Raw genomic sequence first — 25,201 nt, 5'->3', positions numbered from 1 at the left:
CATAAATGGCGAGGCTTTCAGTTGTAAACCTCAAGCAACTTACAACATTCGATGGATTTGAAGTCAAGAGGTATAGGACGAGGTTTGTAGAGGCTTTGAGCAAGAGGGCTAGAGCTGAGGAGCTTCAGAGGAGGTATCCGAGGATGTGGAGGTACAATAGCAGAATCCTGAATAGGGTTAGGTCATTGCACAGGAGGTCTAGGAATATTGTTGTTGACTGGTGCTGGAAGGCAGCCAAGAAGCTGACTCTAAAAGCCTTCAAACTCAGACACGCCATAGTGCTAGAGAGCCTCGATAAGCTTCTAGAAAGTGCGAACAGCAGAGAGAAGAGCATTAGGTGGAAGCTGGCGAGGTTTGCGTACAGAAGGCTCATTCACTCCATAGTGAGCAAGGCATTGGAGTACAACATCCCAATAGTAGTTGTAGACCCGAGAAACACCTCGTCACTGTGCCCAAGATGCAGAAGCAGACTAGTGTACATCAATAGATTAGCTATATGCATAAAATGCAGACTAAAAATGGATAGAGACTCTATTGGAGCAACAAACATCTGGTTAAAAGCTATGCAGGCGTATGCGGGGGTGCCCGGGTCACCCCAAAGCGCCCCCGCAATGAAGAGTGAAGCCAGACAGAGCGGGGGAACAAGGGATGAGGGGATGAAGAAAGTATTTAGAAGTACTTACAAGTGATCACAAGTATTCACCAGACCCGAACCCAAGGGCAGAGGACTTGATATCAAACAATATCAAACCCTATGAAGCCCGAATCCCCTGAATAAGCTACTTCGGTGCTGATTCCAGGTCTCTTATTACTGCCTCGGCTACTTTTCTCCCTGAGAGTAGCATGCCTGTGAATATTGGCCCCATCCTGTTTAAGCCGTGTACTGCTGCGACCGCCATTCCAGTGGCATAGAGGCCTGGGATCACTCTCCCCGTGTACTCTACGACGTCTACATCTGCTTTCTCGCTGTATGCTGATTTCTCTCCGGGTATCTTGACCTTGGACTCAGGATTCTTCTTCTCGAGTATCCTCAACACCTCGGCGTCGTGGCCTGTTGCATCTATGACTGCTTTTGACTCTATGAATAATGGGTCTACATGCAGTCCTGAGAACTGGACGGCGCTCCACTCTACTACTACTCCCTGCACCCTGAACGGGTTGTATCTCACAATGACATCTTCTACTGATATTCCTGGTATGATCTTCGCTCCAGCATCGAGGGCTCTGGCGGCTAGCTTAGCTGTTAACTCTGCTGTGTCCACCACGTATAGCCCCTTGATGCTTGACGGCTTATACCTTATATTGAAGTCCATGAGGATCCCTAATCCTCTTTCATCGACTACAGCCTTGTGGAGGAGCATTCCTCCGCCGCCTATTCCCCCGCCGAAGCTAAGCCTCCTCTCTAGTACGAGGGTCTTCAATCCTTTCTCAGCCAGATATTTAGCGGCTGTGAGGCCTGAGGGTCCTGCCCCTACTACTACTACGTCGCAGCTGCTTAGTTCCACCCAGTCCCTTGAGGCTTCCTCCCATATGACTCGGGTTATATGGGATTCAAGGCTCATGGTTTCACCACTTGTTTCTATCCTGGGTTAAGCTTATAAATTTGTTATCGTATCATGTAATACCTGGTTATCATGGAGGGAGTATAATTGAAACCCATCCAGGTCGCGTTAACCATAGCTGGAAGCGATTCAGGCGGTGGAGCAGGGATAGAGGCGGATCTCAAGACGTTTACGGCTCTAGGCGTGCACGGTGCTGTAGCAGTCACTAGTGTAACAGCTCAGAACACGGTGGCTGTCACAGCCATCCATGATATTCCGCCCGAGATCGTTTATAAGCAGATAGAAGCCGTGGCTGAGGACATAGGGGTTGATGCCGCCAAGACAGGTATGCTGAGTAATACCGGGATCATAGAGGCTGTAGCTAGGGCAGTCGAGAAATACGGGTTCCCGCTCGTAGTAGACCCAGTCATGATAGCTAAAACCGGGGCCAGGCTCCTCAGGGAGGACGCTGTTAAAGCGCTCGTTGAGAAGCTGCTCCCCCTGGCTAAAGTAGCTACCCCGAATAAGCCTGAGGCAGAAGTGTTGGCAGGCATGGAGATAAGGAACCTCGAGGATGCTAGGAGGGCTGCTAGAGTAATAGCTGTTGAAACAGGTGTCGAGGCGGTCGTGGTGAAAGGTGGACACATGGAGGGCGATGAGTCAATCGATGTCCTCTACTGGCGTGGCGGGTACAGGGAGTACAGGGCTCCAAGGATAAGCCAGCCATGTAGCCATGGAGGGGGATGCAGCTTCTCAGCGGCTATAACCGCCGGGCTGGCCAAGGGACTCGAGATCCCTGAGGCCGTGAAGTTAGCTAAGGAATTCATATCCACGGCTATAAGCTACGGGTACAGGGTGGGGAAGGGGCATTGCCCAGTGAACCCTGCTGCGTGGCTCGCTATACCTGCTGAAAAATACTGGGCAATAATGGATGTAGAGGAAGCCGTTGAACTGGTTCTCGAGAACAGGGATGTATTCAAGCATCTAGTCCCCGAGGTAGGGATGAATATAGCTAGGATCATAAACCCCCTGTACGCTAGGGGAATAGAAGACGTTGCAGCGGTGGCAGGTAGGATAGTACGATACATGGACACAGTGAAGCCGGTGGGCCCCGTGAAGCCGGGGGCGTCAAGCCACCTGGCAAGAGCCCTCCTAGAGGCAGTGAAGCATAATCCAGAGGTAAGGGCAGTAGTCAACATAGCCTACAGCAGGGGGTTCATTGAGAAAGCAGCTAGAAAAGGATACAGGATAGTCTATATAGATAGAACACGTGAACCATCAGAAGTAAAGCAGAAAGAAGGCGCGTCAATACCATGGATAATAAGGGAGGCATTCACAATAGACAGTAAAGCAGATATAGTCTACGATACAGGAGACACTGGTAAAGAAGCAATGATCAGGGTATTCGCGGAAACAGCGGTACACGCAGTAATGAAAATACTGGACATAGCAAGTCAGATCTAGCATGCCACAACTTTTAATCCCTGTATTATGTTTGCATAGACAAGGAATCGATAATAAAAACTGAAAGCATCCATAATGGTTACACTGGGTCAGCTGTACTGACTCTTTCCCAGCTGTGTGGACAAGGGATCTATCTACTATGAGGGAACACGGTAACCTTTAACGACTTGGGAAGCGGTTTTCACGGGTTTTCTAGCATCAATGATTCCCCTACTCAGGGATTTCACTAATTCCGCGAGCTGCTGGGTTGCCCCCTTATGGAGCCTACTGTGTTCAATCATTGATTAACTAGTGTATATCGCTTTACTCCTCGCTGTCTACTATGTTTTCGGCTTCCCCGTGTTCACCGGTATCCTGTAGTATTTACCGTATTTGCCTTGGAGTAGTGGCTCGATTGCTTCTCTGTTAACCAGTATATCTATAAGCCTCCTTACACCTGGCTTCCCCTGTTTCTCCACGGGTACTAGTAGGTCGTACTCCTCCCATGTCAACGGCTTGAAGCCTAGGTTGAATAGCTCCGCTACGTAGCCTACCGCTATTCCTGCATCCGCCCTCCCCTGTTTCACCGCTAGTGCTACAGCTGTATGCGTCTTTACCTCGTATGTATAGCCTTTCACAAGCTCCCTCACCCTTGCGAAGGGTATCCCCTTCTCACTAAGTATCTTCTTAAGGTGGTGGTCTAGGTAAGTCCTGATCCCGGAGCCCCTTACCCTGTTAACTATCCTGACGTCGCTTCTGAGGAAGTCCTCTATACCCTCTATCTTCTTAGGGTTGCCTGGAGCCGTTACTATCCCTATAAGCCTGTCGAAGCCCCTGATCAACACTGCTTTACCCTCCAGGTTGAACTTCTTGAGGAATGGTGTATTGTAGACCAGTGTCTCCTCGTCTAGTAGGTGGGTTGGAGCTATATCCGCCTCACCCCTTGCTACGGCATGCCAGCCGGCGAGGCTACCCGTGTTCAACACCCTGCTGGAGTAAGCTAGCCCAGTAGCCTTCAACAACTCCATGAGTAAGGGGTCATTGCTCCCGATGATATTAAGTCTCCCGGGCGGTGGAGGATCCCTGAACAAGTAGACCTTCACCCTGCTCCCGGCTTCAGCGGTATCCAGGTCCTCCGGGAGCTCAACGTATCCATCACTATAGATAAGCGAGGCTATGCTACCACTACTGAAGGATACGGGGTACGCTGAATACCCGTTGACCCCTTCAACCAGTGATACGGGTATCAACCAGGCCTTACCAACCTGCTTCCTCACCCTAACCGGTAGAGTGGCCTCCACCACCCTCTCATCCTCCCTGAGACCAGTCATAAGCGAGACAATGGGCTTCACAACACCCCTCAGTATCATGTAGCATGATAAGGGGAAGCCTGGAAGACCTATGAGGAGCTTACCGCTGGATACAGCTATAACCGTTGGCTTACCCGGCTTAGTCTTCAAACCATGCACCACCACCTCACCCAGCTCCTCGAACACCCTGTATACGAGATCCCTGATCCCAGCGCTTGTACCTCCACTAGTGAAAACCATATCATAGCTTCCGAGATCGCTTTCTATAGCGTTCTTCAGCCTCCCATAGTCATCAGGGAGGCGGCCCTTGAATACAGCATCAACCCCGAGCTCCCTGAGATAGCTTGTCACAAGGTAGCCGTTTACATCATAGACCTTGCCGGCACTCAGCGGCTCACCTGGCTCCACGACCTCGTCGCCGGTCGAGTATACTGCAGCCCTGGGCCTCACGTACACGGGGATCCTTCCAACCCCTAGGCCAGCTAGTAAAGCTATATGCTCGTGACTGAGCCTGGTACCCTTGAGGAGGACTAGGTCTCCAGCCGATACATCACTACCAGCGGTCGAGATGTTTTCACCGGGACTCGTACTCCTGAAAACCTTGACTACTTCACCGGTTCTCTCAGTGTACTCCTCCATCACGATGGAGTCGCAGTCCATTGGCACCATTGCTCCAGTGGCAACTTCAACTGCTTCACCAGGCCTGCATGCAATACTGGGTCCCTCACCAACCCCTACTGAGCCAGCTACCTTGAGTTCAACCGGGGATAATTCATCACTCCACTCTATATCAATGCTTCTCACAGCGTAACCATCTACCTCGCTCCTATCGAAGGGCGGGTGGTCGACCAGTGCATATATGTCTTCTGCTAGTATCCTCCAAAGGGCTTCCCTTAAACCAACCTCCTCTACCCCTTTTGGGGCAGGCTTCACCCGTTTCACAACTTCCTCAACTGCTTCCCTTACTGAGAGAAGTGTGTGGAAGATCTTCCTAGACAATTAAAACACCCCGGCTACATACATATCCATCACGGGATTTAATTACCTGAGCCAAGTGGATCAAGCCATGGATATAGATATACTACTGGAGCACGGCTTCCCCCAGGGATACGTAGAGCTGTTAAAGGCCAGGGGGATAAGGAGGCTGAACCCTGTTCAAAGCGAGGCAGTAGAGAAGGGGTTATTCACCGGGGGGAACCTCGTTGTCTCAGCTCCAACAGCCTCCGGTAAAACACTCATAGCCGAGCTAGCCCTGGTCTACAACTGGCTGAACCATGGAAAGGGAGTATATCTGACGCCGCTGAGAGCGCTTGCCAGCGAGAAGCACGGGGAGTTCAAGACGCTGGAAGCTCTGGGAGTGAGGGTAGGGGTTTCAACAGGCGACTACGATGAGCCAGCAGAGTACCTGGGCTGGTATGATATAATAGTGGCTACATACGAGAGATTCGACAGTATACTAAGGCAGAAGCCGAGCTGGCTCCGCGATATCGGATTAGTAGTCATAGATGAGATCCATATGGCTAGCGACCCTGAGCGAGGACCAATAGTAGAGGTTATAGCAGCCAGGCTCCTCAGGCAAGGCACCAGGATCATAGGTCTCTCCGCCACAATAGGGAACCCGGAGGCCCTCGCGGAGTGGCTTAACGCGGTGCTGGTTAACACCGATTGGAGGCCTGTGAGGCTTGTTGAGGGATACCTGGATAAGAAGAAGCCTGGATTAGTCTTCCCCGTGGAGAATAAGGTGGAGAGCGTTGACCTGGAGAACGGGGATCCATTCCTAGACATACCATTATACAATGTGGTTGAACTAGGGTTACAGACACTGGTTTTCATACATAACAGGAGGAAGGTGGAGGATTATGCCGTGGAAGCCGCGAGACACCTCCCAACGCTCCCCGAGGACGCTGTGAAGCCCTTTATCAGGGAGCTGGAGGATGCGCCAACCAGTATTGAGAGAGACGTGCTTTCAGACCTTATCAGGAGAGGCGTTGGCTTTCATCACGCAGGATTATCCAGTATAGCTAGGAGCACTGTGGAGAAGGCTTTCAGGAGCAGGCTCCTCAAGATAGTCTACGCGACGCCGACCCTGGCGGCTGGAGTCAACCTTCCAGCTAGGAGGGTCCTGGTCTCCGTGAAGCGCTATGATGCATCAAGGGGTAGGAGGGTGAATATAAGTATCTCGGAGTACAAGCAGATGGCTGGGAGAGCTGGAAGACCCGGCTACGATGAAATAGGTGAATCCGTGATCACTGATGCATCAAGCAGTAGCGAAGCCTTAAAGTATATTAATGGATCCCCTGAGCCGGTTGCAGGCAAGCTCCTCAGTGAGAGAAGCCTCAGGATACATGTATTATCACTAGTGGCTTCAGGTGAGGCGTCAAGCATTGAGGAGGTATCGGGGATCCTCTCATCAACGCTCTCAATGAAGCAGGCTAAGGGCTCATTCTTCCAGTCAGCGAAGATAATGGGAGCTGTCAAACTACTCGAGGAGTTGGGCATGATTGAGTCCAGTAATAATTTCCTGAAAGCCACTAGGCTGGGCAGGGTGACATCCTATACCTACCTAGATCCCTTAAGCATAAGCATCTACAGGGAGCTGAAGCCAGCTGAGCCCTCAGACCTCTACCTGCTCCACGTGGCCTGTTTAACACCGGACTTCAAGAGGAGCTCGCCATATATACAGGATAAGATCGTGGAGAGATGGGAGGATACGGCCCTCGAGATGGCTGATCAGGGGATGATACCCCCGCCTTCGAAAACAAGCATGGACTATGAGGAGTGGCTGGATGGATTCATGCACGCCATGATACTCTACGATTGGATAAACGAGGTTTCAGAGGACGAAATAGTATCAAAGTATATGATTGGCCCAGGAGACCTCTACAGCATGAGGGATACGGCTTCATGGATCACCCATGCATTAGCCCGTGTAGAAGCAGTGCTGGGAGATATAAGGTTCCACAAGGCCCTTGACACGTTGTCAAGGAGGATCGAGGAAGGGGTAAGGGAGGACGCATTGGAGCTGACCACGCTGAGGCTTATTGGAAGGGTTAGGGCAAGGATACTTATACAACACGGGGTCAAAAGCCTCAGGGATCTGGCTGAGATACCGTTATCAAAGATAGCTTCCTTACCGAAGTTTGGTCCAAGGATTGCTGAGGAGATAGATAGGCAGCTCAGGGACCTCGGCTACAAGTAATCTAAATTTAAACAGGATTGATTAAACACAGGTCTTTAACCTCCTGAACACATTAAATCTAATGTGAGACACATGGGTAGACTTATAGTCATCGATAACCCGCTAGCTAAATACTATCTAACACTACTCCGTAAACCAGGTACAACACCCGGGCTCTTCAGGGAGTACATGAGGAAGCTTGGATTCATAATGGGCTACGAGGTCTCAAGGCTTCTCGAGTGGAGCAGGGTCTTCGTTGACTCTGGCCATGGGAGGGCCGAGGGCTTCTACCCGTCTAAACCGGTTTACATAATAGGGGTGTTAGGCGCCTCAATACCCTTTGCACACGGATTATGGGACGCCGTGCCCTGGGCTGGACTCGGGTTAGTTGCAGCGAGAAGAGTGATCAGTGAGAACAAGGTTGATGCAGAGATATATTATGAAAGGATACCTGGCAACCTCGCAGCATACACTGTTATAGTAGTGGATCCAACGCTCGCCACAGGGAGGACGATGGTAAAGGTGGTTGAAGAAGTACATGCTAGGGGAGGGGGGAGAATCATTGCAGCAACAGTACTCGCCTCCCGCTACGGGGTAGAATACTTCCACTCAAGGTTCAGCGAGATACCATTGCTAGCCATAGAGGTGGACCCAGTTCTCGATAAAAACTATTTCATTATGCCAGGGATAGGTGACGCGGGAGATAGAAGCCTCAGCGCTGACATGGCTTTCGAGCCAAGGCTGGGGCTAGGCTTCAATGAGCCTGGAGATGACCGAGTCAAGTAACCCAGGATCTATACATGCCTCCACAATCCTTGAGCGCAGGCAGGACTCGATGCCCGGTGTGTAAGGTATGTAGCCAAGGTACTCTACATTTCCGAGTACCTCATTACCTCTCAGAGACCCGTTCCCCATGTTCTCGATAAACCCAATCCATTTAAACCCAGCCTCCCTCAGCACGCTTACTAGTCTGGCAGCGCTTTTAACAGAGAGGATGCTCGGTGTTGAAACCACCACGGGTTTAACGATGTCTCTCAGCAGGTATACTAGGTCCAGGTGTTCATCACTCATGCCTGGCGGTGTATCAATGAATAGGAGCTTTAGCCTGCTCCATTTAATTATTGCCAGTAGCTCCCTGAGAGCACTCCTAGCCGCCTCACCCCGTAGAGGGAGGGGTTTATCCATTGTGTAGGCTACAATCGAGAAGTACTTCAATCCTTTTAAATCATATGGTAGAATCCCCTTTTCCTCCTCATACTTTAACTCGCCGGGGTTCAAGTTGAGCAGGATATGTGTCGAGGGGTTAGTGAAGTCTATGTCGAGCAGTCCTGTTTCGAATCTCCTTGAAGCATGGAGAGCTAGGAGTGTTGAAACAGTTGATTTACCCACACCCCCCTTGCTACTCACCACAGCATATACATTCCTTATGCTCGAGAGATTCCTGACTATGTTATGGATCCTCGGGTCCTCGATCACTCCGACACCACCTCTATTGAGGAGACCCCGCGTCCCTTGACTATGGTGAAATCCCTGCTACCACACCTAGGGCACTTCACCAGGGCGTAGACGGCTTCAGGCACGAAATGTATGGCTTCCCTCTCCTCCTCACTTAGTGCTGAGGGGCTGAGACTCCACTTGTAGTCACATGTTCTGCACTCTAATAGGGGTTCCTCGTCCTCGAGCACTATATCCTTGATCTCAATGTTATTCATCGATGCCAGCTCCCTTAGGCTGAACCCCAGTATTTCCTTGTCAATGCCTTGGAGTACTCCCAGCCTTATCTTCAGCGTCTTCACTTTCCTGTATCCCTGGCTCATAACATGGTATATTATTGACTCCGCGAGAGCCCACTCGTGAACCATGCCTCTACACCACACTATACTTATTTTTATCTATATAATAATATAGTTACCTATGGTGCGTAGGTATGGAGAAGACGAGCCGTATACAGGGCTTCTACAAGCTCCCTCTTGAAGAAAGACGGAGGATAGTCTGCGAGTGGGCTGGGCTATCAGAGGAGGAGTGCAGGACGCTGGGTGAATTCGGTAACCTACCAGTTAAGATAGGGGACAGCATGATCGAGAACGTTGTAGGCGCGATGAGCTATCCCTTCGCAGTAGCAACAAACTTCCTGATCAACGGGAGAGATTACCTTGTCCCAATGGTTATAGAGGAGACAAGCGTCGTAGCAGCTGCAAGCAATGCAGCTAGGATGCTTAGACATGGGAAAGGAATACTTGCAAATGCTGAGAGACAGGAAATGATCAGCCAAATACACCTGGTTAAAGTAAACTCCCCACGCTTCAAAGCCATGAAGATTATCGAGGCCAAGAAGGAGCTACTGGACTACGCGGCACAGCAGGATCCAACCCTGCTAAAATACGGCGGGGGCCCCAGGGACCTCGAGGTAAGGGTAATGGAGCACCCCGCTTTAGGCGGGGTCATAATAGTCCACCTAGTAGTAGACGTCAGAGACGCCATGGGCGCTAACACTGTTAACACGATGGCTGAAGCAATAGCCCCGCTTCTAGAGAAGATAACTGGTGGGGAAGCAAGGCTCAGAATAGTCTCAAACCACGCAGTATACAGGGTTGCACGGGCATGGGCCGCGACGCCTGTCGAGGAAGTAGGAGGTCTTGAAGTAGCCAGGAAGATAATGGAGGCATCTATGCTTGCCGAGATAGATCCCTACAGGGCGGTAACCCATAACAAGGGCATAATGAATGGAGTAATAGCGGTGGCCCTCGCGACGGGGCAGGATCACCGAGCCATAGAGGCTGGAGCCCATGCATATGCCTCTAGAACAGGGGTCTACAAGTCCCTCAGCTACTGGGAGGTGACAAGCGATAACTATCTTGCGGGAAGCCTTGAGATACCTCTTCAAATAGGCGTTGTTGGGGGAGCAGTCAAGGTGCACCCGGTGGCAAAGATAGCATTGAAGATCCTAGGGGTAAACACGGCTAGGGAGCTCGCCGAAGTAATGGCTGCAGTAGGGCTAGCCCAGAACCTAGCCGCTCTAAGAGCCCTCGTGACAGAGGGTATTCAGAAAGGCCATATGAGGCTTCACGCCAGAAACCTCGCGATAATGGCTGGTGCATCAGGGGATCTAATAGATAAGGTAGCCGAGAAAATGATCAGGGATGGCAGGATAAGATACGACTACGCTAAGCAACTAGTGGAGAAAGCACTACAGGGCGAGCCATTAGACTAGTTTTTCTCCTTTCACTTGCATACTTAATCGATGCAAGGTGCATCAGCTCTAGATATGGTTTCCCACGTTGTTTCCACAGATGCTTCTTAAGAAGCATATCAATATTCTCTAGAACAGGTTTGTCTCCTGCACAGTGTTTAATCTCATCTTAAAACAATCCCTAATCCTTGCCGCGCTATGGTCAATTAAGCACGTAACTTTGATCCCAAGCTCTTAAAGGTATTCAAATCAACAGCGCAAATCACAGCACCATTATTTACCTTCGCACTTGATGCCGGCATAGATGCAATGTCCCTCAGTAAGGTGACAGTAAGTGGAGTATTAATATACCTGGCTTCAATGCTTGCAACGGTTCATGGGATTCCCAGTATACATTCTTATTCTTTTAAAGATCTCACTCAGGTGTAGGCTTTGCTACTTACAAACAGATCCAGCGTTCTTTTCATTAGTTCCCACGGCAAGCATGGCCTACGTCGAGCTGTCTTAGTAACAGTGATGCATACAACCGAAAGCCCTGCCCCTTAGGGCGGGGAGAAGGCGGTATTGCTACCAGATTTTTGCCCAGCATCCTGGATAATATTCGGCCTCACTGGTTAAATAGGTTTTCATGGTGCATTATTCAAAAAGGGGATGCTATGTCATTGATCACGATTGGAATAGTGCAGGCAGGCTTCAATGATCTCCCAGTAGAGAACGCTGGTAAGGCTGTTGATATAGTGAGGAAGAACTATAAGGAGGCCGATATAGTAGTTCTCCCGGAGTACAGTATGTTGAACCCGTTGAAGATAGGGGATCCAAGACTAGTATACAGCTATTCGGAGACACCGCTTACAAGCAGGTACCTGACTGAGATGGCTAAACTGGCTGGAGAGCTAGGGGTGTTTATACTGGTACACTTCATAGAGAAAACAGATACTCCACCGCTAACCATGAGTACGAGCATAATAGTGACTGATAGAGGCGAGGCGATACCGGTCTACAGTAAGATGCACTTGTTCGACGCATACGGCTTCAGGGAGTCAAGCTTCTTCAAGCCGGGCGATGCACCAAGTAAGATAATATCGATTAAAGGAGTTAAGATAGGCTTCACGATATGCTACGATCTACGCTTCCCAGAGCTGTACAGGGTCACCGCTTTAATGGGCAGCGAGATAATAATCGTGCAGGCAGGCTGGGTGAAGGGACACCATAAAGAGGAGATACTCGATAAACTAGCAAGCATAAGGGCGCATGAAAACACTGTGTACATAGTTCTAGCGGATCAAACAGGCGATATGTTCGTGGGGAGAAGCGGCGTGTTCAATCCATGGGGTTACAGGGAGCTGGATCTAGGCTGGAGGGAAGCATACGCTGAGTACACGATAGATACATCCCTTATAAGCGAGGTAAGGGAGAAACTACCAGTTCTACAGCAATCAAAGAATAAATGGGAGATAAGGCGGTTGATGCAATAGCGGCAGCTAGTTAAAACAGGCCAACAGCTAGGAAGCATTAAGGGACTCCTTAATCTTCGAGGCAACGTCAACACCCATGTATTTACCATGAACCCTCTTAGTCAGCCTGCAGAAGCCGCATACCTCGCTGGAGGAAGGCATACCGCAGATGCTGCATCTTGTTAAACCCCTTGATCCCCGTGGTTCAATGTACTCATGGATCAACTTGCTTATACTGGATAACAGGGTTAGCTTGGCGCCTGGGTTGGATTCCTCGAGCTCACTTATGAAGACCCTGACTGCTTTCTCGGCATCGCCTTCATGTTTAAACGGGCACTTTGCCTCCACGTATGGTATCCCCGATAACTTGGCATAGGTCTCTATATCCCTCTCACCAACGCTTATTAAGGGCCTTGCTTTAACGGGTAACCCCTCCTCCACTGAAACAGGCTTTAAGCTGGTGAGGGACCTGTAGTCTCCCACGTATATATTCTTTAACGCGTACTTAACCACGTCGTCTAAGTGATGCCCCGTGACGAGTACAGATGCGTTTACAGTCATCGCTGAAACAGTGAAGACGTAGCGTTTAACAAGCCCGCAGACACTACAGGGGGGCCTCCGCGTCTTCGAGGCGAGCTCGGGGAGGGATAGCTCGAGGAGGTCTCTCAAGTGGATCACGTGACACTTGACTCCAAGTCTTTCACAGTACTCTCTCACTACTGATTCAACATGCTCGCTGAAGCCATCTATCCCGAGATTTAGGTGGAGTCCTATCACCTCTCTGATACCTAGTTCCCCGGCTTGCTTTACTAGTACTGTGAGGAGGCTCATGCTGTCCTTGCCGCCTGAGACAGCTACCACGACCCTGTCGCCGGGCTTTATCATCCTGTATTTCCTGATTGCTTCGACAACTCTCTCTTCGAAGTACTCTATGAAGTGCTCCCTGCAGAACCATGCCTTAGCATAGGAAACCCTGTACTCAGCTTCCCTACCACACCTCCTACACTTAGCCATGAATAGACACCCTTTTACTCCCGAGGATCCTCCTCATCACATAGGCGTCTTTAATACCATAGTAGTATCCTTTGATAAATCCAACTATCTTAAACCCGTGTTTCAGGTAGAAGCTTATGGCGTCAGCGTTGTCTGTAGCGACCTCTAGTAACATGATTCCGCAGCCTCGTTTAACACATTCATCGATGACACGGATAAGCAGCTTGGAGCCGATGCCGCGTCCCCGCATTATCCTCCTCACGGCTATCGAGTACAGATGGCAGACACTGCCCTCCACAATGCTTAGGGCGTATCCTGCCAACCCATTATTACATGCAGCAACATAGAAAATGACGTTGCCATCATGCTCGCTGAGTATGGTCTCGAAGACGCTTCTATCATAGCGGATGAGCTCCTCGAAGCACTCCTTATCTATCTCCACGACCTCATCTAGATCCTGCTCCCTGAAACCCCTTATCAACGGGTTATGGCACTGGTCAGCCGAGGCCTCTCTCATCAACACCGCGCTCAGGTTATCGGGCACTCATCACTCAGGGCAATCTACCTGCGTACTATTATCCTGGCATCAACCACTACAGCTTTATCAGGGTATGCTATCACCGGGTTTAAATCCATTGAGTCTATCCAGGGATTCTCTATTATCAGGCTGGATACCTTAACCAATATATCAGCCAACGCATGCTTATTAACCGGGGGCATGCCGCGGTACCCGTTGAATATACTGGACGTCCTTAACTCCTCGATCATTTCCAACGCCTCTCTGATATCTATTGGCGCGATCCTGAATGAGACATCCTTGAAGACCTCTGTGAAGATACCGCCGAGGCCGAACATTACGACGCCGCCGAAGGTCGCGTCATTAAGTGAACCGATGATTACCTCGATACCCTTAGGCATCATCTTCTGCACTAGGAAGCCCTCCAACCTAGCCCCCGGTGCCTTAACCTGGATAATCCTGCTCATCTCTTCGACAGCTGCGTAGACCTCACCACTACTTGTCAAACCCAGTCTAACACCCCCGATATCGCTCTTATGGCTTATATCGGGTGAAACCACCTTGACGACCACTGGGTAACCTATCTTCTCAGCTATCTCAACGGCTTCCCCCGGAGTTGATGCGAACCCGTATGGTGCTAGAGGTATATTGTATGATTCGAGGATACGGAAAACCTTTAAATCAGAGAGTTTACCTTCTCCCCCAACCTCGCTATGGAGTGAAACAGTTTGTTTTCCAGGCATTTAGCCCTGACTGTCTTATATACGTCGGAGCTTATAAATATATTCATATATAAAATATATATCTGAGAGACCCTGGGAGTGATGAACAGGGGATCTGAGCAGTAAATGAGGAGCGCATCCTAGGCTGACCCAGGAGTAAGCATGGAGATCCCCGGTGGATGCAGGAAGGGCTGTCTTCGAAGACGGCAACCACGGGATCATAGTGTTTTAAGTGGATCCAGGCTTTATTTCTATGAGGGGTAATTTTATGGGCAGCTTAAACCCTTTAAAGGCTCCCCCCGGTACCAGGCTAGCATTAATGGGTAATGAAGCCATCGCCAGGGGCGCCGTAGAGGCAGGCGTCTACGTTGTAACCGGTTACCCCGGTACACCCAGCAGCGAGGTTATAATGACTATACAGAGGCATGGGAGCGATCTAGGGATATATGTTGAATGGGCTGTGAACGAGAGAGTAGCCTTCGAGATAGCCCTCGGGGCAGCCATCAGCGGTGCCCGCGCACTCGTGACGATGAAGGCTCCTGGATTAAACGTTGCATCAGACCCTGTTATCTCAGCAGCTTACAGTGGTGTCGACGGTGGGTTAGTGATCCTGGTAGCCGATGATCCAGGCCCCCATACAACCCAGACTGAACAGGATGACAGGTGGTTCGCTAAGCTAGCTAAGCTCCCCGTTATCTCTCCATCAAGCCCTCAGGAAGCCAAGGATTACGTGAGGGCAGCGTTCGATATAAGCGAGGAATTAATGCTCCCCGTAATGCTTCTGACGACGACGCGGGTGAACCATGCTGTCGGAGAGGTGGTCTTAGACGGGTTCAAGGAGCCGAGGAGGTATAAGGGGTTTAAGAGGGATCCACCGAGATATGTGAGGGCTGGGATGAAGTGGAATCTTGAAAGACATAAATGGGTTAACCAGCAACTCTCCAGGGTCGAGGAGGTCGCTGGGAAGTATGGTTTAAACAGGGTTGAGGGAAGCGGGGACCTCTGCATTGTCACAGGGGGTGTAGCCTACAATTATGTTGTCGAAGCCGTTGAATCCCTCGGTTTATCTGGCATGGCTAGAATACTTAAACTAGGCTTGATACACCCTCTCCCAGCCAGGTTCATATTGGAGAACATAGAGGGCTGTGGGAAAATACTAGTGGTTGAGGAACTAGACCCCTTCATAGAGGAAGAGCTGGCCAAGATACTCTACAGGGCCGGGCTACATATAGAGATCCAGGGTAAGCATGCCGGCTGGCTTCCCCTTGAGGGCGAGTTAAACCCTGTAATAGTTAGGGAATTCATAGCCAGTGCTACTGGGGTTAGGGAGACCAGGGGCACTGAGCCGGTGAAACCAGGTGTAGAGATACCTGAGAGACCGCCCCCACTATGCCCTGGATGCCCCCATAGATTCACGTTTATAGCGTTGCGCTCGGCACTACTGAGAAACGGGTTCAAGCCCAGCGATATACCTGTATTCGGGGATATTGGTTGCTACGCGCTCTCAGTGAACCCCCCGCTTAACTCGATATGGACTGAGCACAGTATGGGCGCGAGCATATCGATGGCGATGGGGCTGAAGATAGCTGGCTTCGAGAAACCCGTGGTCGCCGTCATAGGTGATTCAACATTCTTCCACGCCGGCATCCCATCGTTAATAGAAGCTGTTCACAAGAGGATTAACATGCTCGTCTTGATACTGGACAATGACGTAGTCGCTATGACTGGTCATCAGTCAACCCCGGCATGGAGTAGGACTGAGACAGGTAGGGAGGCAAGGGGGATCAGTATACTGGAGCTGGTGAAGGCTATAGGCGTTGATAATGTCGCCGTGGTTGATCCATATAATCTGGAGGAGGCTGAGAGGATCATAGGCGAGTACCTCGTTAGGAAAGGCGTAAACGTGGTGATAGCTAAACACCCATGTGCCCTCGAGGAGAGGAGGACAAAGCACGTAGAGCCCTATGTGGTTGACGCGGAGAAGTGCACAGGATGCAGGGCATGCATTGCTTCAACTGGATGCCCGGCGATAATCATGGTTGAAGACAAGGCGTATATTATAGAGGAGGATTGCAATGGATGCGGGCTATGCGTTAGATACTGCCAATACAACGCAATAGTGAGAAGGGAGAGGTGAGTACTGGTGTCCAATAAGGTGTTCAATATATTGATAGCGGGTGTCGGCGGACAGGGGGGCTTAACGCTCTCAAGGATACTTGCTGAGGCAGCAGTTAAAACCGGCTTCTCCGTTAAGACAGGGGAGACTCTTGGAATGGCTCAGAGATACGGTAGCGTCGTGAGCTTCGTGAGGATAGGGGATAACACGTACTCACCGATATTCGGTAGTGGCGAGGCAGATGTATTACTCGGCTTAGAGTTAACGGAGACTGTTAGGAACACGAGGTATTTGAGGCATCATGGATTAATAATCGTAGCCGATGAATACAGGCCGCCCTCGATGGCCAGTATAACTGGTAGAGCGCCTCCGAGAGGCATCCTGCTAGCCGAGCTAGCCAGGTATAATGCTGTCGTGGTGCCAGCAAGGAAGATAGCCGTGGAGGCTGGTAACCCAAGGGCATTGAACATGGTGTTGCTGGGGGCGCTCAACGCAGCCACGAATATACTGCCCCACCACGTAGTCGAGGATACTATAAGAAGCATAATTCGTGGAGACGCAGGGGAGAAATCTGTGAGAGTCTATTACGAGGGCCACAAGTGGTTTAAGAACCATCGTTAAGCCAGTGCAATATAGCTGGCATGAGAGAGTAGCTAGTGAGATCACGAGCAAGGGGATGCATGCCGAGGCATTATGTATGCTGGGTGTCCTAGATGGGTGGTGACGTCATAGTTATCTACGTATCTGTTCACCACGGGAACACTGAGAAGATTGCCAAGGCTATATCCAGCATCTTGGGTGCTAGGCTGGTTAAGCCGTGGGAGATACAGCCAGACGAAGTAGTTGAGTACGAGCTAGCGGGCTTCGGATCAGGTATATACTACTGGAGACACCATGCTGCACTTATAAGGCTGGCTGAGAAGCTTTCGCCGGCACCAGGTAAAATGGCCTTTATATTTTCCACGGCTGGAATACCATTAAAGATGATTAATCACAGAGCCTTGAAGAAGATACTTGTCGAGAAAAGATACCGGATCATTGGAGACTTCACCTGCAGGGGTTGGGATACAAATGGCGTGCTAGCAAGGATCGGCGGCTTAAACAAGGGCCACCCTAATGAAAAAGACCTTGAGAAAGCCAAGGAGTTCGCGCTTAGATTAAAAAGAATCCTAGAAGAGAAAAATAATTAAGGAGCACCAGGCCTAAACCATAAGTAGACGCCCGCAGACTACCCCTTAACGGGGAGTGGATGAAAACGGGACTCTGACCCCGGGACATCGCAATGACTCCATGATTCATGCACATGGGTTGTTAAACAATATAGATAATATTATATAATGATTACTCCTGTTTATCAGCGAGAGGAAAACTCGTCACCATGGATCAGGGCGACCGAAAGCTCATCATCAATAATTAATAGAATAGATGGACCTTGTTAAATAATCTGAGTTAACGAATACCTGGGTGGAAAGTAGGCTAGGCGGCCTCGATGGATTATAGAACAAGTGTTAACGCCGGGATGGTTTAGTGTTTCTAGAATTATGGTGAGTCAGCTATAAATGTATAAGCTTGCTGTATTGTAATTGATGAATGCTGGTGACGGTTTTGCAGGGGGTCATGTGCTTTATTAACGGGAGGATATATGCTGGGTTTAAACCGTTGAGGGTAAGGGAGGCAGTTGTCGTTGCATATGGCAGGATCCTATATGCTGGGGAAAACGGGGACGCTTTATCTATTTGTAGGATGCTTAAGGGGGAAATAGTGGATCTCGGAGGAAGGATTATCCTACCCGGCTTCATAGACTCGCACATGCACTTGGACAGCCTGGGCCTGCAGCTAGCCACACTCGACCTCAGAGGGGTAAAGAGCATAGGTGAGTTGAAGAAGAGGATTAGGGAGTACAATGAGGAAAAGAACCCAGGAATCATCATAGGCCGGGGATGGGACCAGGAATTGTTCGATGAGAAGAGATGGCCTACACGCTGGGACATAGATGAGGTAATTGGTGATAAACCAGTTATATTGATCAGGGTGTGCGGGCATGCAGCAGTATTAAACACTAAGGCAATGGAGATAACTGGTTTACTTACCAAGCAGACACCCAATATAGTAAGGGATGAATCAGGTGTCGCAACCGGCGTAGTAGTCGAGGACGCGGTAGGCGAGGCGCTAGGCATTCTCAGCGGATCCATGAGCATGGATGAAAGGATCAGGCTCGTGGAGTCCGCGCTGAAATACGCATCGTCACTGGGTATTACAACAATAGGATTCATGAGCTGTGGCAGAAATTCACTTGAAGCCCTCTTCACACTATTCCAGAGCAATAGATGGAGGTATCCAAGGGTCAGGGTATACATGGAGCCAGGCTTGTTCAATAATGTAAGTATGCTGGGTGTTAAAGGGGGCTTCGGCAACGAGTACCTGAGGATAAAGGGGGTTAAATTATTCGCGGATGGGAGCCTAGGGGCTAGGACAGCCTGGCTCTCAAAGCCTTACAGTGATAAGCCATCAGTTAGTGGGAGGCAGTTGATTAGTAGGGAGGAGCTTCGCGGGGTCCTTGAGAAAGCCTCCAAGCAAGGCTTCCAAGTAGCGGTACACGGCATCGGTGATGCAGCAATAGATCTAATACTCAGCGTATACAGAGAATTCGGAGTAAGCGGAAGGATTAGACACAGGATTGAGCATGCCTCAGTCATAAGGCCGGATCAAATCGAGGAGGCGTCTAGGCTGGGAGTAGTCATCTCTGTCCAACCCCACTTCGTGATCTCGGATTGGTGGGCTAAGGAGAGACTAGGTAGTGAGAGGATTAAGTGGTTGTATCCGTTTAAAACCATGGCTAGTAAAGGAGTAATGCTGGGTTTTTCTACTGATTCACCGGTTGAACCGTTGAACCCGTGGGAGACAATATATGCGGCTGTTACAAGGGGGAGGAATGAGAATATATCTTTCTACGAGGATACAAGGAATGAAGCATTAACTCTTGAGGACGCCCTCTACTATTATACATATGGATCAGCATACGTGATAGGTGAGGAAGGAGAGCTGGGCTCGTTGGAGGAGGGAAAACTAGCAGACTTTATAGTAGTTGACAGGGATCCATTCGAAGTGGACATCGATGACGTTAGAGGCGTTAAGGTATTGGAGACATATATAGGAGGGGAGAGAGTATACTAGTGGTCACCCCACCCCTTCACCATCTTTACAACGTTATCGCTTACCCTCCCCTTCTCCACATCATTAATAGCCTTCTCAAGTATCCTCAACCCCTCATCAAGGATCTCCTCCTCGATGGTTAAAGGCGGCTGGATTCTAAGTATATTCCCACTGATAGAGAAGACTATGAGGCCTAGCTCGAATGCTCTCCACACAACTTTCTTAGCCTCCGTGACAGCCCTCTCCCTCGTCTCCCTATCCTTCACGAGATCCACCCCTATCATTAATCCTTTCCCTCTTACATCGCCTATTAGCTCATGCTCCTTCATTAATCCCTTTAACTCGTTTACCACATGCTCACCGAGGATCCTAGCTCTCTCAAGTAGATTGTTTTCCTCTATATACTCTATTACAGCTAATGCTGCAGCAGATGCAACAGGGTTTCCTGAGAGGGTGAAACTATAGGAGAAATCGGGAAGAGATTCCATTATATCGCTTCGCCCAATTATAGCTGATATAGGCAGTCCACCACCAAGCGCTTTACCTAGAGTGACGACATCAGGGTTGACCCCGTAATACTGTATCGCCAGCCATCTACCAGTCCTACCTACCCCGGTTTGGACCTCATCCACTATGAGTGGAATACTCCACTTATCCAGTATTCTCCGTAGTTCTCTAACGTATTCCTCGGGAGCCGGTATTATTCCCCCGTCCCCCTGTATAGGCTCGATGATTAAACCGTAGACATCCCCGTTCAACTCCTCTATTTTCTCTTTAACTATTTCAACGCATCTAAGCCTACAGCTACTCCATGTATAGCCAAGGGGGCACCTATAGCAATCCGGGTATGGTAGAAAAATTGTTTTCCCTTCCTCACCGAGGAGTCTGACCACCCTCCTCGATAAATCTATCCCCGATGCCTTTGCAGCCATCAGCGTGCATCCATGAAAGCTGTTTACATAACTTAGTAAATAGGTTCTCCTATTATAGGCTTTACTTAAGAATAGTGCTCCTTCATTAGCATCGCTACCACTCAGGCCCAGGATTACTTTTCCATCCACTACACCTGTTATAGAGATTAGCTTCCTAGCTAGTTTTAATGCTGGCTCGTTGAAGCCATATATATGAGTGTAATGAATCAGCCTCCTCAACTGCTTCTCAACGGCGCCCAGTATTTTTGGATTATTATAGCCGGTGTTCACTACTGATGCACTTGATGAGAAGTCTATGTACTTTCTTCCATATACATCGATAACTACAGAGTTATATGCCTCCTTAATGACCGCTGGGACGTATTCTGTTCTAGATGACCTTGAAAAAACCCTGTGGTATTCCTCTATAAAGGTATCGAGGCTCATCTATGTCTTCCTTACCTTATCTCACTACTTCCTCTACTTCCCTATACCACGGCTTGGAGGTCCCTATCTTAGACCTCTTTATCCAGTTCTTTGTCTTAGGTGTTTTATCAATCAACTCCATTAACCTCCCTGTCTTCCGCCTTACATCCTCTACATCACTATTATCCAGTAAGCCCTCCCTCTGCTTCTCCTCAAGGAATTTGATTAGTTTTCCCAGATTACTTGTAGCATCATACCAGAAGCCCCAGTCACCCGATAGTATTGTAGCTATATGGTTCCCATCAATGCATTCCTTATGGATGTCTTGGCCACATATATCATGAGCCCTAAACAACACAGCTAAGTCAACCAGGTCTTTCAGGTTAATCTTAGTTATCTGTAGTTTCTCGAGAACTAGGTCTGCAAGCGAGATAGTTGGATTATCCAGCTCCAGCCTCCCCTTACCCGGCTCCTTGCCGAAGTAGACATCGTGGTTGAATTCGAGAACGTCGAAGAAGACGTCGACGTGGTAGAGGTTCTGTGGATGAAAGTATATGAGCCTCTTCCCAGAGAATAATGCCTTTATGAGTGGATCGTACTTGAATTTCAACTCCTCCTCAAAGAACTTTATTACATCCTTCCTCTGCTTACTATAAGCCATCAAATCCAGGTCTGTGAATAACGCGCCGGATGACGTGAATCTCCCGAGCGACCTATATATATTGATGGCTCTCTGCTCATGCATCGAGTGAATATATATCGCGCACGCACCCAGGATCCTTAGTTTCACACCCCTGGATTCCGCTCTAGACACTATTTCAATGGCATCCTTTACAAATTCCTCGGTAGATAACTTCACGTGTTCACCTATACCACTCATGCTCAGCCCTCAATCCTCCAGTAGTTAACCAGTTTCTCCCTATCGACTTCTACGATGAACCCTCTTAAAACGCCTTCACTGTACTCGCTACCAGGATTTATAATTATAGTCCTCCCTATCTTATCCATGCCCCCGGATTCATGGATATGTCCATGCATGCCTATTAAGGGCTGGTATTTCTCAATGATCTTTCTCACAGCCTTACTCCCCACATGCTCGTATTGAACCTGGCCGGCGACAACCATTGGTCTTAAATCCCTTGTAAGCTTGGGAGCTAGGTCAATGTGAGTGTTGAAAGGTGGTGGGTGGAAGTTGAAGATGGAGCTTGATGTATTTCTCAGCTTTGAGACCAGGTTCTCCAGATGTTTCTCCAGGTTTTTCTCATCCATCTCCCTGGGGGTCTTCCATGGAGTTGGGTTGACATAGGGTGAGGAGATGACTTCATGCCCCTCTATCTCTAACACCTTATCCAGTGGATATATAATGCCCTTGTCCTCGTATCCCCTTATTATGTCATCGATGAATAACTCGTCATCATTACCAGGCATCACTATAGTGGTGACGCTCCTTGTATCTACACGGCTTGTAAGCAGGTCTAGCCATGTCCTCAGCCTCTCAGATATTTTTTCATTCATCACCTCCTCAACTAGTTTAGGGTTATTCTTCAGCTCCTCCAGCTCCTTTTCATCGACCCTGACATAATATACCCCTGCACCCTCTAGCCTATCCTCGAATTCCCTGACCTCGCCCTCGGTCTTGAACATCCATTTTTTACCGAAGTACCTAGTGGTCCACGAGCCATCACTGTGTTTAATTATGGGTACTAGCACCTTACCGGTTAGATCCCCTGCTAGAATCAATACGTTCACATTATACATCTCTACGGCACGGATCCATTTCCTCCACACTATGCTAGACCCGTGTACATCCACGGAGAAAAATATTTTAGATGTCATACCCTCATCATTCCCACATTTATTTAATCATACATATAAGGATAGTGCTACGCATGTTTATAAGTTTTAAAGGAGTGAAAGAAAACATGTCTGGAACGGGCTGAGCTAGGCTGGCGGTATTTCGCCATAGATTTTCTCCGGTTCAATGCCTCTCTTCCTGTTCCTGGCCGACATAGCCGTGAATATTATTAAACCTATTAGCCCAACTGTTATATTGACCAGGACTATTAATGGCTGGCTATAAGACGTGTATATCATGAAGTACCAGCCGAGGGCAAACACTATTGCCCCGACAACGGTAGCTGTGACAGGGGATGATATAGTCATCCTCTTAAACAACTCTGGCTTCCACCACGGGATAAGCATTAATGCCAGCCCCACCGGCCATACGAATATGAAGAGGCTGAAGTCGAGGAATGATATTAAGGCTGTTGCAAGCTCATAGCCGAGGTTCTCTAGGTAAGTCATTATGGCACCGAATAATGCAATTAAAGCTGTGACATGATTAGCCCATGTTGGTGCAGCCCATCTAGGCGAGACCTCAGCCATTTTCTCCGGTAGCACTCTGTCGAAAGCCATAGAGAAGAATCCTCTGACCCCGCCAACCCACACTGGTAGAGCCGTGTTAACATACCATAGGAAGTATGATACGCCTATCAATATGGCTATGGCAGCGTTGCCTACGGCAACAGATGCCACTAGAGGTACCGAGGGATCGGGGAGTGCGTAGGCGCCCATGATCTTACTCAACGTGTCAGGATACTCACTCTTCAGGTAGGCGTAGGCTGCTAGAAAATCGTAGTTGAATACCCATGGAATAATGAATGCGTTGAGCAGGTATAACACCATTACCAGTGTGAAGCCTGTGAGATACCCCTTAATATAGCTCTTAGATGGATCCTTGACCTCGCTACCAACAAAGGTTACTATCTCAAGACCGGTCCAAGCCCACAGTGTCCATAGTAGCATCTCATAGGTGCCGGACCACATGTCAACACGTGTTAATGGCTGTACCCCTAGCGATGGATCACCCTGATATGCCACCCTCATTATCTCCTCTGCAACACCTGCCCCAAATACCTGGTCCCACTTAGATAGACCAACATTACCTCCCAGGATAGCTATGTATGCCAGTACTAGGATTGTAACGGTCATGGGGACGATTGTTAATACCCTCAGCACCCACTTTATCACTTTCATTCCTAAATAGTTTATTATCCACAGTAAGGCGACAAGCATTAATGCCGCTATAAGCTGGACATTGGGGTCTGAAGCTGCTTCACCAATCCTTAACAGAGTTGGATCACCGGTTAATGCAGAGGCAACCACGAGTGGACCGCTTAACGCTTTAAGTCCCACAACCATCATGAAGCCGGCGGTCATCGCGCAGCCACCGCCAACGATGAAGTACCAGAATGGTAGGAACCCTAGCACCGGGTGAAGAGTCCTAGAGACGAAAACATATAAGCTGTTGCTTCGAGGGAAAGATGTAGTTATCATGGCAAAGGCTACGACGAGTGGTAGGAACATTATGCCAGCAATGAAGAACGCTAATGGGAGGCTCCCACCATAGGCTGCTGGGTCTCCGAGGATTTTAACAGCATAATACGTCATGCCTGAGCCAGCAGGTGTTGCTATAGCCCATATAGCTATATCCAGCCAACTTAACTCTCTCACCAGCCCGGAAGCTCTCCTAGTAAATACTACTTCTTCCCCCATTTAATTCCCCATTTTATACTTCTATATAATAATAAATATATAAGTTTTCCTCCCACATAAGTCTCACAACCAAAGTCTATTGATCCCTTGAAACCATCCTATTAATAATATTATACATTTCCATCTCCAGAGATATTTAGCTGACCCCTCGCTCTAAAGGACAGGGCTTTTGGTTGTGAGCCAGATCCCTCTTATAGGTATTTCAAACTTCTCGACTCTCAGAAGTCTCTCGTTATCTGTGAATACTGCTGGCATATCATTGTTGAAGTCTACGTCTATAGACATGTCTGCCTTGCTTTTCCTTGGTTCAACAATCTTCTTGAAGTATATCGACGCCCAGTAGTCTCTACCATCGAATCTAACAGCTATCTCGTAATTTCTTCACTCAAGGAATGTCTTAATCCTCTCCTTGAATGCCAACACTCTTGGCTCAGCCTCCTTCATAAAACGGGGGAGCTATAACTACTTCGTCGTCATCTTCTAAAACATGGTTTAAGTCTACATGCCTACCATTTACATAGGTGTTGATTAATGGTAGATTCCTAAGTATCTCCCGGAGGAAAGGGTGTTTCCCCGCTATTATATCAAGTAGCTCGTTTAACCTCGTGTTCTCCTGTATAGAGTATTCCTCGATATGTGTGCCAATAGCTTCGGCGATAACGCCGATGAAAACAACTCTTACCCTTATCAAT

24 protein-coding genes and 1 pseudogene are annotated in these 25,201 nt (G+C 49.0%); 11 read left to right on the top strand and 14 right to left on the bottom strand.

All coding sequences use genetic code 11. From position 1 onward, the window contains the following. Window positions 1-5 precede the first annotated feature (5 nt). Entirely contained in the window at window positions 6-689 is a 684-nt protein-coding gene (locus tag QXV08_RS00320) for a zinc ribbon domain-containing protein (RefSeq protein WP_342785598.1), read from the top strand. Window positions 690-779: 90 nt separating this feature from the next. Here QXV08_RS00320 and QXV08_RS00315 read toward each other — a convergent pair whose 3' ends face one another. Continuing rightward, window positions 780-1,562, bottom strand: coding sequence for a sulfide-dependent adenosine diphosphate thiazole synthase (locus QXV08_RS00315; protein ID WP_342785596.1), 783 nt, complete (start codon window positions 1,560-1,562; stop codon window positions 780-782). 87 nt (window positions 1,563-1,649) lie between these two features. On the opposite strand from QXV08_RS00315, the gene QXV08_RS00310 reads away from it, so the two are divergent. After that, on the top strand, window positions 1,650-3,005 hold the full coding sequence (locus QXV08_RS00310; RefSeq protein WP_342785594.1) for a bifunctional hydroxymethylpyrimidine kinase/phosphomethylpyrimidine kinase: 1,356 nt from the start codon (window positions 1,650-1,652) through the stop codon (window positions 3,003-3,005). 137 nt (window positions 3,006-3,142) lie between these two features. On the opposite strand, the gene QXV08_RS00305 is transcribed toward QXV08_RS00310, so the two are convergent. Both QXV08_RS00305 and QXV08_RS00300 read right to left on the bottom strand, forming a co-directional pair. Next, a complete protein-coding gene (locus QXV08_RS00305; protein WP_342785592.1) occupies window positions 3,143-3,286 on the bottom strand; it encodes a hypothetical protein in 144 nt (47 codons plus the stop codon). Window positions 3,287-3,325: 39 nt separating this feature from the next. Continuing rightward, window positions 3,326-5,293, bottom strand: coding sequence for a molybdopterin biosynthesis protein (locus QXV08_RS00300; RefSeq protein ID WP_342785590.1), 1,968 nt, complete (start codon window positions 5,291-5,293; stop codon window positions 3,326-3,328). Window positions 5,294-5,348: 55 nt separating this feature from the next. Here QXV08_RS00300 and QXV08_RS00295 point away from each other — a divergent pair, with 55 nt between their 5' ends. Next, the gene (locus QXV08_RS00295) at window positions 5,349-7,493 is read left to right on the top strand and encodes a DEAD/DEAH box helicase (RefSeq protein ID WP_342788069.1); all 2,145 of its coding nucleotides are present in this window, start codon (window positions 5,349-5,351) and stop codon (window positions 7,491-7,493) included. A 72-nt stretch (window positions 7,494-7,565) separates the two neighbouring features. Then, window positions 7,566-8,258 (top strand): uracil phosphoribosyltransferase, encoded by a 693-nt coding sequence (gene upp / locus QXV08_RS00290; RefSeq protein ID WP_342785586.1) that lies wholly within the window; start codon window positions 7,566-7,568, stop codon window positions 8,256-8,258. Here the strand turns inward: upp and QXV08_RS00285 are convergent. Next, complete coding sequence (locus tag QXV08_RS00285; protein WP_342785584.1) at window positions 8,220-8,948, bottom strand: P-loop NTPase; 729 nt, start codon at window positions 8,946-8,948, stop codon at window positions 8,220-8,222. The genes upp and QXV08_RS00285 overlap by 39 nt on opposite strands. Then, on the bottom strand, window positions 8,945-9,334 hold the full coding sequence (gene hypA, locus QXV08_RS00280; protein ID WP_342785582.1) for a hydrogenase nickel incorporation protein HypA: 390 nt from the start codon (window positions 9,332-9,334) through the stop codon (window positions 8,945-8,947). The genes QXV08_RS00285 and hypA overlap by 4 nt, the downstream gene beginning before the upstream one ends. Window positions 9,335-9,399: 65 nt before the next feature. Between hypA and QXV08_RS00275 the strand changes: the two genes are divergently transcribed. From QXV08_RS00275 to QXV08_RS00270, 3 genes and pseudogenes are all read left to right on the top strand, one after another. Further along, complete coding sequence (locus tag QXV08_RS00275; RefSeq protein ID WP_342785580.1) at window positions 9,400-10,683, top strand: hydroxymethylglutaryl-CoA reductase, degradative; 1,284 nt, start codon at window positions 9,400-9,402, stop codon at window positions 10,681-10,683. Window positions 10,684-10,890: 207 nt separating this feature from the next. After that, window positions 10,891-11,091, top strand: a pseudogene (locus tag QXV08_RS08930) (hypothetical protein); the annotation flags it as partial. Window positions 11,092-11,318: 227 nt separating this feature from the next. Further along, entirely contained in the window at window positions 11,319-12,137 is an 819-nt protein-coding gene (locus tag QXV08_RS00270) for a carbon-nitrogen hydrolase family protein (RefSeq protein ID WP_342785578.1), read from the top strand. A 27-nt stretch (window positions 12,138-12,164) separates the two neighbouring features. On the opposite strand, the gene QXV08_RS00265 is transcribed toward QXV08_RS00270, so the two are convergent. From QXV08_RS00265 to QXV08_RS00255, 3 genes are read right to left on the bottom strand one after another with little or no spacing between them, the layout of a single operon-like run. Next, entirely contained in the window at window positions 12,165-13,130 is a 966-nt protein-coding gene (locus QXV08_RS00265) for an ATP-binding protein (RefSeq protein WP_342785576.1), read from the bottom strand. Next, window positions 13,123-13,653 carry a GNAT family N-acetyltransferase gene (locus QXV08_RS00260; protein WP_342788068.1) on the bottom strand — a complete coding sequence of 177 codons (531 nt, stop codon included), beginning with the start codon at window positions 13,651-13,653 and terminating at the stop codon, window positions 13,123-13,125. Before QXV08_RS00260 ends, QXV08_RS00265 begins: the two co-directional genes overlap by 8 nt. A gap of 17 nt (window positions 13,654-13,670) precedes the next feature. After that, on the bottom strand, window positions 13,671-14,369 hold the full coding sequence (locus tag QXV08_RS00255) for an acetate--CoA ligase family protein (RefSeq protein WP_342785572.1): 699 nt from the start codon (window positions 14,367-14,369) through the stop codon (window positions 13,671-13,673). Window positions 14,370-14,616: 247 nt separating this feature from the next. On the opposite strand from QXV08_RS00255, the gene iorA reads away from it, so the two are divergent. The 4 genes from iorA (at window position 14,617) to QXV08_RS00235 (ending at window position 19,638) form a co-directional block, all read left to right on the top strand. After that, window positions 14,617-16,485 (top strand): indolepyruvate ferredoxin oxidoreductase subunit alpha, encoded by a 1,869-nt coding sequence (iorA, locus tag QXV08_RS00250; protein ID WP_342785570.1) that lies wholly within the window; start codon window positions 14,617-14,619, stop codon window positions 16,483-16,485. 6 nt (window positions 16,486-16,491) lie between these two features. Continuing rightward, complete coding sequence (locus QXV08_RS00245) at window positions 16,492-17,085, top strand: indolepyruvate oxidoreductase subunit beta (protein ID WP_342785568.1); 594 nt, start codon at window positions 16,492-16,494, stop codon at window positions 17,083-17,085. Window positions 17,086-17,177: 92 nt separating this feature from the next. Beyond that, entirely contained in the window at window positions 17,178-17,654 is a 477-nt protein-coding gene (locus QXV08_RS00240; RefSeq protein WP_342785566.1) for a flavodoxin family protein, read from the top strand. A 400-nt stretch (window positions 17,655-18,054) separates the two neighbouring features. Continuing rightward, window positions 18,055-19,638 (top strand): amidohydrolase, encoded by a 1,584-nt coding sequence (locus QXV08_RS00235; RefSeq protein WP_342785564.1) that lies wholly within the window; start codon window positions 18,055-18,057, stop codon window positions 19,636-19,638. Here the strand turns inward: QXV08_RS00235 and QXV08_RS00230 are convergent. The 6 genes from QXV08_RS00230 to QXV08_RS00205 form a co-directional block, all read right to left on the bottom strand. Continuing rightward, window positions 19,635-20,975: an aminotransferase class III-fold pyridoxal phosphate-dependent enzyme gene (locus tag QXV08_RS00230; protein ID WP_342785562.1), complete on the bottom strand. Its 1,341-nt coding sequence runs from the start codon at window positions 20,973-20,975 to the stop codon at window positions 19,635-19,637. The two genes, QXV08_RS00235 and QXV08_RS00230, sit on opposite strands and share 4 nt — an antisense overlap. Before the next feature lie 16 nt (window positions 20,976-20,991). Further along, window positions 20,992-21,834 (bottom strand): hypothetical protein, encoded by an 843-nt coding sequence (locus QXV08_RS00225; RefSeq protein ID WP_342785560.1) that lies wholly within the window; start codon window positions 21,832-21,834, stop codon window positions 20,992-20,994. Window positions 21,835-21,836: 2 nt separating this feature from the next. Next, window positions 21,837-22,790 carry a phosphoesterase gene (locus QXV08_RS00220; RefSeq protein WP_342785558.1) on the bottom strand — a complete coding sequence of 318 codons (954 nt, stop codon included), beginning with the start codon at window positions 22,788-22,790 and terminating at the stop codon, window positions 21,837-21,839. Between the two features lie 105 nt (window positions 22,791-22,895). Then, complete coding sequence (locus tag QXV08_RS00215; RefSeq protein WP_342785556.1) at window positions 22,896-24,509, bottom strand: APC family permease; 1,614 nt, start codon at window positions 24,507-24,509, stop codon at window positions 22,896-22,898. 153 nt (window positions 24,510-24,662) lie between these two features. After that, window positions 24,663-24,794 (bottom strand): hypothetical protein, encoded by a 132-nt coding sequence (locus QXV08_RS00210; protein WP_342785554.1) that lies wholly within the window; start codon window positions 24,792-24,794, stop codon window positions 24,663-24,665. Window positions 24,795-24,939: 145 nt separating this feature from the next. Next, a complete protein-coding gene (locus QXV08_RS00205) occupies window positions 24,940-25,200 on the bottom strand; it encodes a MoaD/ThiS family protein (protein ID WP_342785552.1) in 261 nt (86 codons plus the stop codon). Window position 25,201: the final 1 nt, after the last annotated feature.

The organism is Desulfurococcus sp. (genome assembly GCF_038881575.1).
In the GTDB taxonomy this organism is placed as follows: domain Archaea; phylum Thermoproteota; class Thermoprotei_A; order Sulfolobales; family Desulfurococcaceae; genus Desulfurococcus.
This window is presented reverse-complemented; position numbering and strand designations above follow the sequence as displayed.

Excerpts from the sequence above, each read along its gene's own strand:
- QXV08_RS00230 (WP_342785562.1), bottom strand. The coding sequence starts at position 20,975 with ATGAGCCTCGATACCTTTATAGAGGAATACCACAGGGTTTTTTCAAGG.
- upp (WP_342785586.1), top strand. The coding sequence starts at position 7,566 with ATGGGTAGACTTATAGTCATCGATAACCCGCTAGCTAAATACTATCTA.
- iorA (WP_342785570.1), top strand. The coding sequence starts at position 14,617 with ATGGGCAGCTTAAACCCTTTAAAGGCTCCCCCCGGTACCAGGCTAGCA.
- hypA (WP_342785582.1), bottom strand. The coding sequence starts at position 9,334 with ATGGTTCACGAGTGGGCTCTCGCGGAGTCAATAATATACCATGTTATG.
- QXV08_RS00270 (WP_342785578.1), top strand. The coding sequence starts at position 11,319 with ATGTCATTGATCACGATTGGAATAGTGCAGGCAGGCTTCAATGATCTC.
- QXV08_RS00265 (WP_342785576.1), bottom strand. The coding sequence starts at position 13,130 with ATGGCTAAGTGTAGGAGGTGTGGTAGGGAAGCTGAGTACAGGGTTTCC.
- QXV08_RS00255 (WP_342785572.1), bottom strand. The coding sequence starts at position 14,369 with ATGCCTGGAAAACAAACTGTTTCACTCCATAGCGAGGTTGGGGGAGAA.
- QXV08_RS00240 (WP_342785566.1), top strand. The coding sequence starts at position 17,178 with ATGGGTGGTGACGTCATAGTTATCTACGTATCTGTTCACCACGGGAAC.
- QXV08_RS00305 (WP_342785592.1), bottom strand. The coding sequence starts at position 3,286 with ATGATTGAACACAGTAGGCTCCATAAGGGGGCAACCCAGCAGCTCGCG.
- QXV08_RS00235 (WP_342785564.1), top strand. The coding sequence starts at position 18,055 with ATGCTGGTGACGGTTTTGCAGGGGGTCATGTGCTTTATTAACGGGAGG.
- QXV08_RS00215 (WP_342785556.1), bottom strand. The coding sequence starts at position 24,509 with ATGGGGGAAGAAGTAGTATTTACTAGGAGAGCTTCCGGGCTGGTGAGA.
- QXV08_RS00220 (WP_342785558.1), bottom strand. The coding sequence starts at position 22,790 with ATGACATCTAAAATATTTTTCTCCGTGGATGTACACGGGTCTAGCATA.
- QXV08_RS00315 (WP_342785596.1), bottom strand. The coding sequence starts at position 1,562 with ATGAGCCTTGAATCCCATATAACCCGAGTCATATGGGAGGAAGCCTCA.
- QXV08_RS00210 (WP_342785554.1), bottom strand. The coding sequence starts at position 24,794 with ATGTCTATAGACGTAGACTTCAACAATGATATGCCAGCAGTATTCACA.
- QXV08_RS00225 (WP_342785560.1), bottom strand. The coding sequence starts at position 21,834 with ATGAGTGGTATAGGTGAACACGTGAAGTTATCTACCGAGGAATTTGTA.
- QXV08_RS00275 (WP_342785580.1), top strand. The coding sequence starts at position 9,400 with ATGGAGAAGACGAGCCGTATACAGGGCTTCTACAAGCTCCCTCTTGAA.
- QXV08_RS00320 (WP_342785598.1), top strand. The coding sequence starts at position 6 with ATGGCGAGGCTTTCAGTTGTAAACCTCAAGCAACTTACAACATTCGAT.